Raw genomic sequence first — 14,093 nt, 5'->3', positions numbered from 1 at the left:
GTCGAACCCCGCCGGTCCGGGCGCGTCAGTCCCGGCCGCCGAAGCGGTGGCGCAGGTTCGGGTCGTCCAGCCACCAGGGCCGGTCCCCGGCCGGGGCCTCGGACGCGTCGGCGCTCGGCGCCGCCGCCACCGGGACGGGACGGGCCGCCTCGGCCGCGTCCAGGGCCGCGTCCACGGCCGCCGTCTCGGCCCGGCCGGTGACGATCAGGCGGCGGATCAGCGCGCACAGGTACGGCAGGCCGACCAGGTCGCCGAGGATCCAGATCGCGTTGCCGCCGACGAACTGGTCCCGGGCGAGGGTCGGGCCCCAGTCCCGGGCCAGCGCGGCGTAGTAGGGCTGGGCGACCACGTGGCCGCCGTACAGCAGGACCAGCGCCAGGGCCGCGTCGAAGACCACCTCGACGAAGCTGATCACCACGCCGATCAGCAGCGGGTACGGGTGCGCGACCGGGTCCAGCTGCAGGCGGGGCCAGAAGTAGAGCAGGCCGATCAGCACCAGCACCAGGTGGAAGCCGGTGTTCCAGAGCCCGCCGGTCAGGGTGCGCCCGTACCAGGGCGTGCAGTAGAGCAGCCAGGGCGGCGCGATCAGCAGCACCGTGGACACCAGCGGGAACATCAGCACCCGGGAGGGCGGCGAGGCCAGCGCGGCGCGCAGCCGCTCCCGGCCCGCCGCCGGGAGGGCGGCGGACAGCAGCGAGACGGGCGCGCCGAGCGCGAGCAGCAGCGGCACCAGCATCAGCAGCAGGACGAGCTGCACCGCCCGGTCGGTGAACAGCACCCGCTCGTACGCGCCCAGGCCGGAGCAGGTCGTCCAGACCCAGAGCGCCAGGCCGCCGAGGAAGGCCGCCGTCCGGTGCGGGGGCCAGCCCCGCTCCCGGCGCGCCCCGGCCAGGTAGCCGGCCGCGAGCAGGACGGCGAGGGCGGCGACCACCGGTTCGAGGGTCCAGGTGTCGGCCAGCGCCGACCAGTGCCAGGGGACGGCTGCTGCCGCGGGTCGGGACATGCCGGTGGTTCTCCTTCGAACGGGCCCCCGGGTCCGGCTCCCGGCGGGGGAACCCGCGGGCGGGTGCCGGGCGTCGTCGTCGCGGGGCGGGGAACGGACCACCGCCCCGGAGCCGAAATCTACACCGTTGTAGAATCTACCGATCGGGGGAGGGTGGATGAGAGCCGGAGCACGGAGTGTCGGCCGCCGCCGCGCCGCGCGCCGCCGCAACCGCGAACTGCTGCTGCTGGCACTCGCGGTGACGGTGTGCCTGGCGGCCTGGACGTCGGCGAGCTACGCGTTGCGCGACGCGCCCCCGCCCGGCCTGCTGCCCTACGGCGCCGGACTGACCGGACTCGCCCTGCTGCTGCACCTGGTGGTGCGCCGCTGCGCGCCCTACGCCGACCCGCTGATCCTGCCGCTCGCGGTGTTCCTCAGCGGCTTCGGCCTCGCCCTGCTCGACCGCCTCGACTTCTCCTACCGGCTCTGGCACGCCGCCAAGGGCGACTGGCAGAAACTCCCCGCCGCGCCCGGCCAGGTGCAGTGGACGGTGATCGCCTGCGCGGCCGCCGCCGTGCTGCTGGCCGCCGTCCGGCACCACCGGCTGTTCCAGAAGTACGTGTACCTCACCATGGCGGGGGCGCTCGTCCTGCTCGCCGCGCCCGCGTTCTTCCCCGGCGACACCTTCGGGGCCAAGCGCTGGATCCAGCTGGGCGGGCTCTCCTTCGAACCCGGCGAGTTCGTGAAACTCGCCATCGCGGTCTTCTTCGCCGGCTACCTGACGGCCAACCGGGACGCCCTCGCGCTCACCGGCCGACGGCTCTGGGGTCTGCAACTGCCGCGCGGGCGCAACCTCGGGCCGGTGCTGGCGATCTGGGCGGTCAGCCTGCTGGTGCTGGTCTTCGAACGCGACCTCGGCACCTCGCTGATCTTCTTCGGCGTCTTCGTGGTGATGCTCTACACCGCCACCGAGCGCACCGGCTGGGTGGTGATCGGCCTGCTGATGGCCGTCGGCGGCGCGGCCGTGGTCGGCGACCTGGAACCGCACGTGCACGGCCGGGTCGAGGCGTGGCTGCACCCGCTCGACATCTACGAACCCGTCCACGACCCGGCGCTGATCTCCGAGCAGCCCGCCCAGGCCCTGTTCGGCCTCGGCTCCGGCGGCCTCCTCGGCACCGGCCTCGGCCAGGGCCGCCCGTTCCTGATCGGCTTCGCCGGGCGCAGCGACTTCATCTTCACCACCGTCGGCGAGGAACTCGGCCTGGCCGGCGCGATGGCCGTCCTGCTGCTCTACGGGCTGCTGGTGCAGCGGGCGCTGCGCACCGCGATCGGCCTGACCGACCCGTTCGGCAAACTGCTCGCCACCGGACTGGCCGCCGCGCTCGCCCTCCAGGTCTTCGTGGTGGTCGGCGGCGTCACCGGCCTGATCCCGCTGACCGGCAAGGCCCTGCCGTTCCTCGCCGCGGGCGGCTCCTCGCTGACCGCCAACTGGCTGCTGACCGCCCTGCTGGTCAAACTCTCCGACGCGGCGGGCCGGGCCGAACTGGAGCCCGGCCCGGCCTGACGGTCCGTCGGTTCCGGCAGCGCCGGGCCGCCGGCGCCCGCCGGGGTCAGCGCGCGGCGCGCTCCGCCGAGCGCTCGCTGTGCGAGGCGTCCAGCATGGCGATCCGGTCGACGACCTTGACCCGCTCGCGGCCCTCGGCGGCGCCGAGGGCCTTCTCGTGGGCGTCCAGGGCGTGCCAGCCCTCCCAGGTGGTGAAGTCGACGCCGCGCGAGCGCAGGAAGTCCAGCACCGCGTCCTCGGCGGGTTCGGCGGCGGGGCGCAGCCGGCCCGCGCCGTGGTCCTCGACCAGGCAGGCGACGGTCTCGTTGGCGTCGCCCTTGGTGTGGCCGATCAGGCCGATCGGGCCGCGCTTGATCCAGCCGGTGACGTACACCGAGGGCAGGTGGGCGCCGTTCTCCTGCACCCGGCCGGCCTCGTGCGGGACGGTCGCGCTCATCGGGTCGAAGGGCAGCTTGGCGAGTTCGTCGGAGCGGTAGCCGACCGCGCGGTAGACGGCCTGCACCGGCCACTCGCGGAAGGCGCCGGTGCCCACCGTGTTGCCGGTGCCGTCGAGTTCGGTGCGCTCGGTGCGCAGCGCGACGACCTTGCCGTCCGCGCCCAGCACCTCCACCGGGTTCTCGAAGAAGTGCAGGTGGACGCGGTGCGGGCGGTCGCCGATGTCGCGGATCGCCCAGTTCTCCAGCGTCGAGGCGACCATGTCGGCCTGCTTGTTGGCGCGCCGGGTGGCGATCGACGCCTCGTCGTAGTCGATGTCCTCGGGGTCGACGACGACCTCGATGGTGGGGGAGTGGTCGAGCTCGCGCAGCTCCATCGGCGAGAACTTGGCCTGCGCGGGGCCGCGCCGCCCGAACACGTGCACCTCGACGGCGCGGTTCGCGGCCAGGCCCGCGTGGACGTTCGGCGGGATCTCGGTCGACAGCAGTTCGTCGGCGGTCTTGGCGAGGATGCGGGCCACGTCGAGCGCGACGTTGCCGACGCCGAGGACGGCGACCTGCTCGGCCTCCAGCGGCCAGGTGCGCGGCACCTCGGGGTGGCCGTCGAACCAGGAGACGAACTCGGCCGCGCCGTAGGAGCCGTCCAGCCCGATGCCGGGGATGTTCAGGTCCCGGTCGGCCTCGGCGCCGGTGGCGAAGACCAGGGCGTCGTAGAAGCGGTGCAGCTCGTCGAGCGACAGGTCGCCGGGGTAGTCGACGTTGCCGAGCAGGCGGACCTGCGGCTTGTCGAGGACCTGGTGCAGGGCGGTGACGATGCCCTTGATCCGGGGGTGGTCGGGCGCGACGCCGTAGCGGATCAGGCCGAAGGGGGCGGGCAGGCGCTCGATCAGGTCGATGGAGACGCCGGGGGCGGCGGCCAGGTCGGACTTCAGCAGCGCGTCGGCGGCGTAGATCCCGGCGGGGCCGGCACCGACGATGGCCACCCGGACGGGGCGGGGCATGGGCAGGTACTCCTGTTCGGCTCGGGGCGCGTACCGCCAGCCTTCCGGCCCGCGGGCGCGCCCGGTACGGGGCTCCGGCTTATGGCGTCATAAGTCGGAGCTATGGCCCCCCAAAGTTCCGCCTATGCGGCCGCCCCGTTCCTCCAGCATGCACGACCCGACGCCCGACCCCGGACCGGGGTCGGGTCGGCCCGCCCGCCGGCCGGACCCGCCGCGGCCCGGCTCACTCGTAGCGCAGCCGCAGCGAGTCCGCCTCCTCGGCCAGGACGCGCTCCAGCGTCAGCGCCGGATCGCCCAGGTGGGAGAGGGTGATCTCGGCCGAGGTCGGCGCCGCGTCCGCGGCCAGCCACTGCTCGGGGCGCCACGCCGAGGAGCGCAGGAACGCCTTCGGGCAGTGCTGGTACACCTCGTCCGCGGCCACCACGATCGCCGTCCGCGGCGGCTTGCCCACCGCCGTCAGCCGCTCCAGCAGCCGCGGGTCCTCGCTCACGCAGGCCCGCCCGTTGACCCGCAGGGTCGCCGCCCGGCCCGGCACCACGAAGATCAGCCCGGCCCGCCCGGTCGCGGCGATGTTGTGCAGGCTGTCCAGGCGCCGGTTGCCGGTCGCGTCGGGGATCGCCAGCGTCCGGTCGTCCAGCACCGACACGAAGCCGGGCGGGCCGCCGCGCGGCGTGGCGTCGCAGTTGCCGTCCGCGTCGGCGGTGGCGACGAACACCAGCGAGGCGCAGCCGACGAGCCGGCGCGCCGCCTCGTGCAGGTGGTCGACCTGCTTGCGCTGCACCAGCTCGCTCGGCTGCTCGTAGAGCTCCCGCAGGCGGGAGGGTTCGCGGATCGCGTCCGCGGCAAGGGCGTCGAAGATCACGTGGCCCGACCCTACCGCCGCCCGCGCGCCCGGGACCAGGGAGTTTCCCGGTGCGCCCGGACGCGGACCGGTCCGGACGCGGTCGGCCCGGACGCGGGCCCGCTCAGACGTGCAGCGGCACCGAGTGCACCTCGTCCGCCGGGTGCCCGGTCCGCTCGTGCACCCGCTGCACGGCCTCCCGGGACGGCGCCGAGGACAGGCAGTACACCGTCCCCGACTCCGGGTCCGCCCAGGCCTGCTGGAAGTCGACGCCCTCCTCGCCCTGCACCGCCAGGTCCGCCTCGTGCGCCGCCTTCAACTGCTCGGCGGTGATGCCCGCCATCCCGTGGTGGACGTCCATGAACATCGCCATCGTCGCTCAACTCCTCGGCCGGAAGTCCTCCGTACGGAGAACCATTCCCTCCCAGCCTCCGTCCGGGACGTGAAGCAGGCCACAGGACGCGTCCTTGCCAGCGGTGCACACCCCCGTGCAAGAATGCTGGTGCAGTAGCAGTGACGTTCAGCGCACTCCGGGGTCGGTGAAAATCCGAACCGGCGGTTACAGTCCGCGACCCGTCCGCAGCCAGCGGCCGGTTGACCAGGTGAAATTCCTGGACCGACGGTTAAAGTCCGGATGGGAGGCGTGCGCGGCGGAAGAGGTGTGTTCCACACCGCGGCCCACCCTGGGGCCGGGGTGCGGCAGTACGGCGGCGAACCCGTGTCCCGGCGATGGAGCCCGGACGCGCGGGTGCGTCCCGCCGCTGTCGAACGGCCACCCCTTTCGCAGTCAACTCCCTCATGCCGCCCCGGAGTCCGCGCCCCAAGCGCGAGGAGAACCCGGGTGTTCACCGGCATCATCGAAGAGCTCGGCGAGGTCGTCTCCATCGAGGAGATCGGCGAATCCTCGCGCATCCGCCTGCGCGGCCCGGTCGTCACGGCCGACGCCCACCACGGCGACTCCATCGCGGTCAACGGCGTCTGCCTGACCGTCCTCGAAAAGAACGACCAACTCGCCGCGCAGCCCGGCGAGTTCAGCGCCGACGTGATGCGCGAGACGCTGCAGCGCTCCAGCCTCGGCGCGCTGCGCCCCGGCTCCCGGGTCAACCTGGAACGGGCGATGGCGCTCGGCGCCCGGCTCGGCGGCCACCTCGTGCAGGGCCACGTGGACGCCACCGGCACGCTGCTCTCCCGCGCCCCCGGCGACCTGGACGCGGACGGGAATCCGCGCTGGGAGGTGCTGCGTTTCTCCCTGCCGCAGCCCATCGCGCGCTACCTGGTGGAGAAGGGGTCGATCACCGTGGACGGAGTGAGCCTCACCGTCGTCGAGGCCGCCCTCGACTCGTTCACCGTCTCGCTGATCCCCGCCACCCTCGAACTGACCACGCTCGGCGCCAAGCAGGTCGGCGAGCCGGTCAACCTCGAGGTGGACGTGCTCGCCAAGTACGTGGAGCGGCTGCTCGACACCCGCGCCCTGCCCGACACCCTGGGGGGAAACAAGTGAGCTCCTTCGGAGAACTGACGTTCCAGGCCTTCGGCGAGACCGTCAAGGTCGCCGACATGACCGGCAACCTGATCGGCCTGACCGCGCTCGCCCTCGGCTGGCGCCGCTCGGTCCTCACCTGGCCCGCCCAGCTGCTGGCCGGCGCCGTCCTGATCACCGCCTTCCTCGGCGGCCACGTACCCGGCCTGATCGGCAAGCAGGTCGTCGTGGTGGTCACCGCCCTCTGGGGCTGGGCGCAGTGGAGCCGCGGCCGCCGCGACACCGGCGGCGTCGAGGTCCGCTTCGCCACCGCCCGCGAGCGGGCGGTGCTGATCGGCGCCACCGCGGCCGGCACCGCCGCCGTCGCCGCCCTGTTCAACGCCTTCCCGAACCTCTCCTGGGCCCCGCTGTTCGACGCCTACATCTTCGTCGGCACGCTCGCCGCGATGTACGCGCAGGCCCGCGGCTGGGTCGAGTTCTGGTTCGCCTGGCTGGCCGTCGACCTGGTCGGCGTCCCCTACGCCTACCAGCACGGCTACACCTTCACCGCGCTCACCTTCACCGTCTACTTCTTCCTCGTGCTGGCCGGCCTGGCCAGCTGGTGGACGAAGGCCCGCACCGTCCGCACCGGAACACTCGCCAAGGGAGTCGCAGCATGAGCAGCATCACGGTCGAACCGCTCGCCCTCGACCCGGTCGAGCGGGCCGTCGCGGACATCGCCCTCGGCCGCGCCGTCATCGTGGTCGACGACGAGGACCGGGAGAACGAGGGCGACATCGTCTTCGCCGCCTCCGCCGCCACCCCCGAGCTGATGGCCTTCACCGTCCGGTACTCCTCCGGCGTGATCTGCGCCCCGATGACCGGCGAGGAACTCGACCGGCTCCAGCTCCCCCCGATGACCCGGGTCAACGAGGACCGCAAGGGCACCGCCTACGCCGTCTCCGTCGACGCCCGCGACGGCGTCTCCACCGGCATCTCGGCCGCCGACCGGGCCCGCACCGTCCGGCTGCTCGCCTCGGCCGGCACCGCGCCCGCCGACCTGACCCGCCCCGGCCACGTCTTCCCGCTGCGCGCCGTCGACGGCGGCGTGCTGGTCCGCCCCGGCCACACCGAGGCCGCCGTCGACCTGGCCCGCCTCGCCGGCCTGCCGTCGGCCGGCGCGATCGCCGAGGTGGTCAACGACGACGGCACCATGGCCCGGCTGCCCGAACTGCACGCCTTCGCCCGCGAACACGGCCTGGCGATCATCTCGATCGAGGACCTGATCGCCTACCGGCGCCGCACCGAACTGCACGTCGACCGCGCCGCCGTCACGCGACTGCCCACCGAGCACGGCGAGTTCACCGCCGTCGGCTACCGCGGCACGATCGACGGCACCGAGCACCTGGCCCTGGTGGCCGGCGGCCTGGACGCCGACGGCCGGCTCCCCGACGGCGAGGACGTCCTGGTCCGGCTGCACTCCGAGTGCCTGACCGGCGACGTGTTCGGCTCGCTGCGCTGCGACTGCGGCCCGCAGCTGCAGGCCTCGCTGGCCGCCGTCGCCGAGGCCGGCCGCGGCGTGGTGCTGTACCTGCGCGGCCACGAGGGCCGCGGCATCGGCCTGGCCCACAAGCTGCGCGCCTACCAGCTCCAGGAGCAGGGCCGCGACACCGTCGACGCCAACCTCGACCAGGGCCTGCCCGCCGACGCCCGCGACTACTCCATCGGCGCGCAGATGCTCACCGACCTCGGCGTCCGCTCGCTCACCCTGCTCAGCAACAACCCGGCCAAGCAGACCGCGCTCACCGAGCACGGCCTCAAGGTCGCCGCCCGCCGCCCGCTGCCCACCGCCGCCGGCGAGCACAACCTGCACTACCTGCGCACCAAGCGCGACCGGATGGGCCACGACCTGCCGTGGCTCGACGGCGAGAACGACTGACCGTCCCGCACCGCGCCCCGAAGCACCCCGAAGCACCCCGACGCACCCCGAAGCACCCCGACGCAGCCCGAGCAGCACCACCGGAAAGAGGAAGCAGCCATGGCCGGCCACGGAGCCCCCGTCCTGTCCCCGCAGAACTGCGCCGACCTGAAGGTCGCGGTGATCGCCGCGCAGTGGCACCAGCAGGTGATGGACGGCCTGCTGGACGGCGCGCACCGCGCCCTGAAGGAGCTCGGCATCGACGGGGCGACCGTGGTCCGCGTCCCCGGCACCTTCGAACTCCCGGTCGCCGCCAAGCGGTTGGCCGCGCAGGGCTACGACGCCGTGGTCGCCCTCGGCGTGGTGGTCCGCGGCGGCACCCCGCACTTCGACTACGTCTGCCAGGGCGCCACCCTCGGCCTGACCCAGGTGTCGGTGGACACCGGCGTCCCGGTCGGCTTCGGCGTGCTGACCTGCGACACCGAGCAGCAGGCGCTGGACCGGGCCGGTCTGCCGGACTCCGCCGAGGACAAGGGCCACGAGGCGGTCACCGCCGCCGTCGCCACCGCCGCCGCGCTGCGCGAGGCCGCCGCCCCGCAGGGCTGACCGCACCGCCGGGCCGACCGGTCCGGGCCGGGTTCGCACCGTGGCTGTCCACCGGACCGTCCACGGTGCGAAACCGTTTACCGTCCGTCAGCCCGCACCCCGTAAGGTGAGCACCATCATGGCTTCCAAGACATTCGAGGAGCTCTTCGCCGAGCTCCAGCAGAAGGCCGCCACCGGCGACCCCGCGACCTCCCGCACCGCCCAGCTGGTCGAGCAGGGCGTCCACGCGATCGGCAAGAAGGTCGTCGAGGAGGCCGCCGAGGTCTGGATGGCCGCCGAGTACCAGTCCCCGGCCGAGGCCGCCGAGGAGATCTCCCAGCTCCTGTACCACGTCCAGGTGATGATGATCGCCCGCGGGCTGACGCTCGAAGACGTCTACAAGTACCTCTAGTCCCACCTCCATTGATCGCCAACGCGAAGGGTCCGCCTCTCATGCTCCGCATCGCCGTCCCCAACAAGGGTTCGCTCTCGGGTCCCGCGGCGGAGATGCTCCATGAGGCCGGCTACCGGCAGCGCAAGGAGGCCAAGGAACTCGTCCTGGTCGACCCCGACAACCAGGTCGAGTTCTTCTTCCTGCGCCCGCGCGACATCGCCGTCTACGTCGGCTCCGGCCGGCTCGACGTCGGCATCACCGGCCGCGACCTGCTGCTGGACTCCGCCTCGGAGGCCGAGGAGGTGCTCGCGCTCGGCTTCGCCGGCTCGACCTTCCGGTTCGCCAAGCCGGTCGGCGTGCAGCTCACCGACGTCCGCGACCTGGAGGGCCTGCGGATCGCCACCTCCTACACCGGGCTGGTCGAGCAGCACCTCGCCGAGCACGGCGTGAAGGCCACCGTCACCAAGCTCGACGGCGCCGTCGAGACCGCCGTCCACCTCGGCGTCGCCGACGCGATCGCCGACGTGGTGGAGACCGGCACCAGCCTGCGCAACGCGGGCCTGGAGGTGTTCGGCGACCCGATCATGGTCTCGGACGCCGTGGTGATCCGCCCCAAGGGCGCCGGCGAGGACGCCGCCGTCGACCAGTTCATGCGCCGCCTGCAGGGCGTCCTGGTGGCCCGCCGCTACGTGCTGATGGACTACGACATCCGGGCCGAGAAGGTCTCCGACGCCGTCGCCCTCACCCCCGGACTGGAGTCCCCGACCGTCTCCCCGCTGCACACCGAGGGCTGGGTCGCGGTCCGCTCGATGGTGCTCCGCAAGGAGGCGCAGCGGATCATGGACGACCTGTGGGCGATCGGCGCCCGGGCCATCCTGGTCACCAACATCCACGCCTGCCGCCTCTGACCGGTTTCCGATCAGCCCTGATCGACCCCTGATCGACCCCCGGGCGGGGGCCGCGCGGCCCCCGCCCCGTTCTGGAGCCACCCGTGTCCGTGCCCGCACCCGCCGCCGCACTCCCCGTCACCTGGGCGCCGCGCCGCAACCGCGCCGTCCTGTACGCGCTGTGCGCCGTGCTGCTGGTGCTGTTCACCGGGCTCGCCGTCGCGCTGCCGGAGAACTGGCAGTTCAACGACCGGGTGATGATGGTCTGCTCCGGCGTGCTGTTCGCCGCGGTCGGCGCGATGCTGGCCCGCCCCAAGGTGGTCGCCGACGACGCGGGCCTGACCGTGGTCAACTTCGTCCGCAGCCGCCGGCTGTCCTGGGCCGAGGTGGTCCGGGTCAACTTCAAGGCCGGCGACCCCTGGGTGATGCTCGACCTCGCCGACGGGACGGCGCTCGCCGCCGTCGGCATCCAGCCCGGCGGCGGCCGCGAACAGGCCGTCCGGGCCGCCCGCACCCTGCGCGACCTGGTCGAGGAGCGCGGCGGCACCGCCCGCGACTGACCCCCGCGCACCGGACACGCCACCGAACGGGCGGGTCGAACAAGATCCGGGAACCGTTCGGGTATCGTCTACGCTGGTAAAACCGCGGCAAAGCCCACTCGTCTGTCCGGCCCGCCGCGTCCACCCGCGACCAGAGGAGTGACACCTCCCCTCGATGGACGATCCGTCCGGTAGTACCCGCGCCGCCACGCACGTTTCCAGCCGGGGAAGGCGGGCGGCCCGATGACCACCGCCTGGCTCCTGCTGCTCGCGGCCCTCCTGCTCATCCTCGCCAACGGCCTGTTCGTGGCCGCCGAGTTCGCCTTCGTGACCGCCGACCGCGGCACCGTCGAACGCGCCGCGGCCGACGGCGACCGCCGCGCCAAGGGCCTCTCCAAGGCCCTGCACCAGCTGTCCTTCCAGCTCTCCGGCGCCCAACTCGGCATCACCATCACCTCGCTGGTGGTCGGCATGCTCGCCGAACCGGCGCTCTCCACCCTGCTCGGCCCGCTCTTCACCGGCCTCGGCCTGCCCGAGTCCGCCGCCCGCGGCACCGCGGTCGCCGTCGGCCTGGTGCTGGCCACCGTCGTCCAGATGGTGATCGGCGAACTCGTCCCGAAGAACTGGGCGATCTCCCGCCCGGTCCAGGTCGCCTACGCCGTGGTCGGCCCGCAGCGCGCGTTCTCCGCCGTCTGCCGGCCGCTGATCTCCTTCCTCAACGGCTCCGCCGACCGGATCGTCCGGGCCTTCGGCGTCGAACCGCAGGAGGAGCTCGACCACGCCCGCACCGCCGACGAACTCCTCGCCCTGGCCCGGCACTCCTACCGGGCCGGCGCCATGGACGAGCAGTCCGCGACGCTGTTCGTCCGCACCCTCGGCCTCGGCGAACTCACCGCGGAGTCCGTGATGACCCCGCGGATCGACGTCGCCGCGCTCCAGGAGGACGCCACCGCCGCCGACGTGGTCAACCTGACCCGGGCCACCGGCTTCAGCCGCTTCCCGGTGTACGCCGACAACCTCGACGAGGTCACCGGCACCGTCACCCTCAAGGACGCCCTCGCCGTCCCCGCCGAGCGCCGCGACCACACCAAGGTCCGGCACCTCGCCGCCCCGCCGCTGCTGGTCCCCGAGACCATGCCCGCCGAACGCCTCCTCGACCTGCTGCGCGGCCGCGAACCGATGGCCGTCGTCGTCGACGAGTACGGCGGCACCGCCGGCGTCGCCACCATCGAGGACATCGTCGAGGAGGTCGTCGGCGAGGTCCAGGACGAGCACGACCCCGCCGACACCCCCGACCTGCGCCCGCTCGCCCCCCGCGACGGCCTGCCGGTCTGGGACGCCGAGGGCCGGGCCCGGCTCGACCAGCTCGCCAAGATCGGCCTGCACGCCCCCGACGGCCCCTACGAGACCCTCGGCGGCCTGCTCGCCGACCTGCTCGGCAAGCTCCCCGCCGTCGGCGAGCAGGCCCACCTGCCCGGCTGGGAGCTGACCGTCACCGCCGTCGACCGGCACCGCACCAGCCGGGTCGAGGTCCGCCGGGTGCCCGAGGACGAGTACGAGAACGAGGACCGGGACACCCACCGATGAGCGCCCTGAACCTTGGCTTCTCCCTGCTCCTGCTGCTCGGCAACGCCTTCTTCGTCGGCGCCGAGTTCGCCGTCATCTCGGTCCGCCGCAGCCAGATCGAACCGCTCGCCGAGGCCGGCGACAAGCGCGCCCGCACCGTGCTGCACGCGCTGTCCAACGTCTCCGCGATGCTGGCCGCCGCCCAACTCGGCATCACCGTCTGCTCGCTGCTGCTCGGCGCGCTCGCCGAACCCACCATCGCGCACCTGCTGGAACCCGCCTTCCACGCGATCGGCGTCCCCGACTCGGCGATGCACCCGCTCAGCTACGCCATCGCGCTCGCCATCGTGGTGTTCCTGCACATGGTGATCGGCGAGATGGTGCCGAAGAACCTGGCCCTGGCCGGACCGGAGAAGGCCGCGCTCTGGCTCGGCCCGCCGCTGGACCGCCTCGCCCGCTGGCTCGCCCCGTTCATCTCCTTCCTGAACGCCTTCGCCAACGGCGTGCTGCGCCTGTTCGGCGTCGAACCGAAGGACGAGGTCGACTCGGTCGCCACCAGCGAGCAGCTGCTGCTGATGCTCTCCGACTCCGGCGAGGCCGGCCTGCTCGACGACAGCCGCCGCGAACGCCTGGAGGACGCCCTGGAGATGGGCAGCCGCCCCGTCACCGAGGTGCTGCTCGACCCCGAGCAACTCGTCACCGTGGGCCGCGAGGTCACCGGCGAGGAGATCCAGCGCCTCGCGGTCCGCACCGGCTTCTCGCGCTTCCCGATCGCCGACGAGCACGGCGCCGTCCTCGGCTACCTGCACGTCAAGGACTCGCTGGAGGCCGACGACCTCGCCGCGCCGGTCCCGGCCCGGCTGTGGCGGCCGATCACCGTGCTGCGGGCCGGACTGCCGCTGGACGACGCGCTCGCCGCGATGCGCCGCGCCGCCGCCCACCTGGCCGCCGTCGTCGACGCCGACGGCCGCCAGCTCGGCCTGGTCGCCCTGGAGGACGTCCTGGAGGAACTGGTCGGCGAGGTCCACGACCCCGACCACCGACCGCCCGCGGCCGCCGCGCGCTGATCCCCGCCACCCGGTGGGGGTGTGGCCTGCCACACCCCCACCGGGTGGCGCACCGCAGTGACCGGCCGCCCGGCGCGCGGCATCGTCGTCCGCATGACGACCACCGCCCGCCCGACCCGGCTCCCCGCCGCGCTCGCGGCCCTGTTCCTGACCGCCTTCGTCCTGCTGCCCGGGGCGTTCACCGACCCCGCCGGCCTGCGCCGCGCGCTGCCCGCCGCCTTCGTCGGCTTCTGGCGGGCCGGGCGGCCCGACCTCCCGCCCGCCCTGCGCGAGCTGGTCGACGCCTGGGCCCGCTACCACCTGGTGAAGGCCGCCTGCGCGGCCGGGCTGCTCGCCGCGCTCACCGTCCTCGCCGCCCGGCTCCGCACCGCCTACCTGGCGTCCGGCCGCCGCCGCACCGCCGCCGCCGGACTGCTCGCCGCCGCCCCGGCGCTGGGCGCGCTGGCCGCGCTGCTGGCCAACGTGCAGGGCGCGATCGCCCCGCTTTCCTCGCTGCTGTCCGCGCTGCCCGCCGACCGGAGCGGCGAACTCGCCACCGCCGTCGGCCAGTTGGAGCAGGAACTGGCCGACGGCCGGGGGCCGGCCGCCGGGGCGCTGACCGCCGACTTCGCCCGCTACCACCTGGTGATCGCCCTCGCCGCGGCCCTGCTGACCCTGCTCCTCCTGCTCGCGGGCGCCCGCACCTGGCGCTCCCGCCGCACCGCCCCCGACCGCCGGGCCCGCCGCCTCGCCACCGCCACGACCGCGGCCTGCGCCCTGCTCGCCGCCGCCTGCGCGGTCCTCGCCGCCGCCAACACCGGCGTCGCCGCCGACCCGGCCCCCGCCCTGCTGGCCTTCTTCCGGGGCGGCTGGTGAC

General features: G+C 73.9%; 15 protein-coding genes and 1 riboswitch. Of the genes, 11 read left to right on the top strand and 4 right to left on the bottom strand.

All coding sequences use genetic code 11. The features are described from left to right. Positions 1 to 25: 25 nt before the first annotated feature. A complete protein-coding gene (locus tag ACIQBJ_RS04615) occupies positions 26 to 1,003 on the bottom strand; it encodes a cytochrome c oxidase assembly protein (protein ID WP_400703319.1) in 978 nt (325 codons plus the stop codon). A gap of 157 nt (positions 1,004 to 1,160) precedes the next feature. Between ACIQBJ_RS04615 and ACIQBJ_RS04610 the strand changes: the two genes are divergently transcribed. Then, positions 1,161 to 2,546 carry an FtsW/RodA/SpoVE family cell cycle protein gene (locus ACIQBJ_RS04610; RefSeq protein WP_400703316.1) on the top strand — a complete coding sequence of 462 codons (1,386 nt, stop codon included), beginning with the start codon at positions 1,161 to 1,163 and terminating at the stop codon, positions 2,544 to 2,546. A 46-nt stretch (positions 2,547 to 2,592) separates the two neighbouring features. Here ACIQBJ_RS04610 and ACIQBJ_RS04605 read toward each other — a convergent pair whose 3' ends face one another. The 3 genes from ACIQBJ_RS04605 to ACIQBJ_RS04595 form a co-directional block, all read right to left on the bottom strand. Further along, positions 2,593 to 3,981 (bottom strand): FAD-dependent oxidoreductase, encoded by a 1,389-nt coding sequence (locus ACIQBJ_RS04605; RefSeq protein ID WP_400703313.1) that lies wholly within the window; start codon positions 3,979 to 3,981, stop codon positions 2,593 to 2,595. Between the two features lie 223 nt (positions 3,982 to 4,204). Beyond that, positions 4,205 to 4,843, bottom strand: coding sequence for an MSMEG_1061 family FMN-dependent PPOX-type flavoprotein (locus tag ACIQBJ_RS04600; protein ID WP_400703310.1), 639 nt, complete (start codon positions 4,841 to 4,843; stop codon positions 4,205 to 4,207). A 103-nt stretch (positions 4,844 to 4,946) separates the two neighbouring features. Further along, positions 4,947 to 5,195: an SCO4226 family nickel-binding protein gene (locus ACIQBJ_RS04595; RefSeq protein ID WP_400703307.1), complete on the bottom strand. Its 249-nt coding sequence runs from the start codon at positions 5,193 to 5,195 to the stop codon at positions 4,947 to 4,949. 149 nt (positions 5,196 to 5,344) lie between these two features. Continuing rightward, positions 5,345 to 5,472: riboswitch (FMN riboswitch) on the top strand. Between the two features lie 191 nt (positions 5,473 to 5,663). On the opposite strand from ACIQBJ_RS04595, the gene ACIQBJ_RS04590 reads away from it, so the two are divergent. The 10 genes from ACIQBJ_RS04590 to ACIQBJ_RS04545 all read left to right on the top strand — a co-directional run bounded on the left by ACIQBJ_RS04590 (position 5,664) and on the right by ACIQBJ_RS04545 (position 14,092). Beyond that, a complete protein-coding gene (locus ACIQBJ_RS04590) occupies positions 5,664 to 6,323 on the top strand; it encodes a riboflavin synthase (protein WP_400703304.1) in 660 nt (219 codons plus the stop codon). A 56-nt stretch (positions 6,324 to 6,379) separates the two neighbouring features. After that, the gene (locus tag ACIQBJ_RS04585; protein WP_400703525.1) at positions 6,380 to 6,961 is read left to right on the top strand and encodes a nicotinamide riboside transporter PnuC; all 582 of its coding nucleotides are present in this window, start codon (positions 6,380 to 6,382) and stop codon (positions 6,959 to 6,961) included. Continuing rightward, positions 6,958 to 8,220, top strand: a complete 1,263-nt coding sequence (locus tag ACIQBJ_RS04580; RefSeq protein WP_400703301.1) for a bifunctional 3,4-dihydroxy-2-butanone-4-phosphate synthase/GTP cyclohydrolase II — start codon at positions 6,958 to 6,960, stop codon at positions 8,218 to 8,220. Before ACIQBJ_RS04585 ends, ACIQBJ_RS04580 begins: the two co-directional genes overlap by 4 nt. 99 nt (positions 8,221 to 8,319) lie before the next feature. Further along, positions 8,320 to 8,805 carry a 6,7-dimethyl-8-ribityllumazine synthase gene (gene ribH, locus ACIQBJ_RS04575; RefSeq protein ID WP_400703298.1) on the top strand — a complete coding sequence of 162 codons (486 nt, stop codon included), beginning with the start codon at positions 8,320 to 8,322 and terminating at the stop codon, positions 8,803 to 8,805. A 118-nt stretch (positions 8,806 to 8,923) separates the two neighbouring features. Further along, positions 8,924 to 9,196, top strand: a complete 273-nt coding sequence (locus ACIQBJ_RS04570; protein ID WP_400703295.1) for a phosphoribosyl-ATP diphosphatase — start codon at positions 8,924 to 8,926, stop codon at positions 9,194 to 9,196. 41 nt (positions 9,197 to 9,237) lie between these two features. After that, complete coding sequence (hisG, locus tag ACIQBJ_RS04565; protein WP_400703292.1) at positions 9,238 to 10,086, top strand: ATP phosphoribosyltransferase; 849 nt, start codon at positions 9,238 to 9,240, stop codon at positions 10,084 to 10,086. Positions 10,087 to 10,175: 89 nt separating this feature from the next. Further along, positions 10,176 to 10,625 carry a PH domain-containing protein gene (locus tag ACIQBJ_RS04560; RefSeq protein WP_400703522.1) on the top strand — a complete coding sequence of 150 codons (450 nt, stop codon included), beginning with the start codon at positions 10,176 to 10,178 and terminating at the stop codon, positions 10,623 to 10,625. A gap of 222 nt (positions 10,626 to 10,847) precedes the next feature. Next, positions 10,848 to 12,191, top strand: a complete 1,344-nt coding sequence (locus ACIQBJ_RS04555; protein ID WP_400703289.1) for a hemolysin family protein — start codon at positions 10,848 to 10,850, stop codon at positions 12,189 to 12,191. Next, positions 12,188 to 13,237 (top strand): hemolysin family protein, encoded by a 1,050-nt coding sequence (locus tag ACIQBJ_RS04550; RefSeq protein ID WP_400703286.1) that lies wholly within the window; start codon positions 12,188 to 12,190, stop codon positions 13,235 to 13,237. Before ACIQBJ_RS04555 ends, ACIQBJ_RS04550 begins: the two co-directional genes overlap by 4 nt. A 93-nt stretch (positions 13,238 to 13,330) precedes the next feature. Next, complete coding sequence (locus ACIQBJ_RS04545; protein WP_400703283.1) at positions 13,331 to 14,092, top strand: hypothetical protein; 762 nt, start codon at positions 13,331 to 13,333, stop codon at positions 14,090 to 14,092. Position 14,093: the final 1 nt, after the last annotated feature.

Origin of the sequence: Kitasatospora sp. NPDC088391, assembly GCF_044753345.1 — a bacterium.
Lineage (GTDB): Bacteria > Actinomycetota > Actinomycetes > Streptomycetales > Streptomycetaceae > Kitasatospora.
The sequence above is the reverse complement of the archived record's forward strand: the minus strand, read 5'-3'. Positions and strand labels throughout refer to the sequence as shown.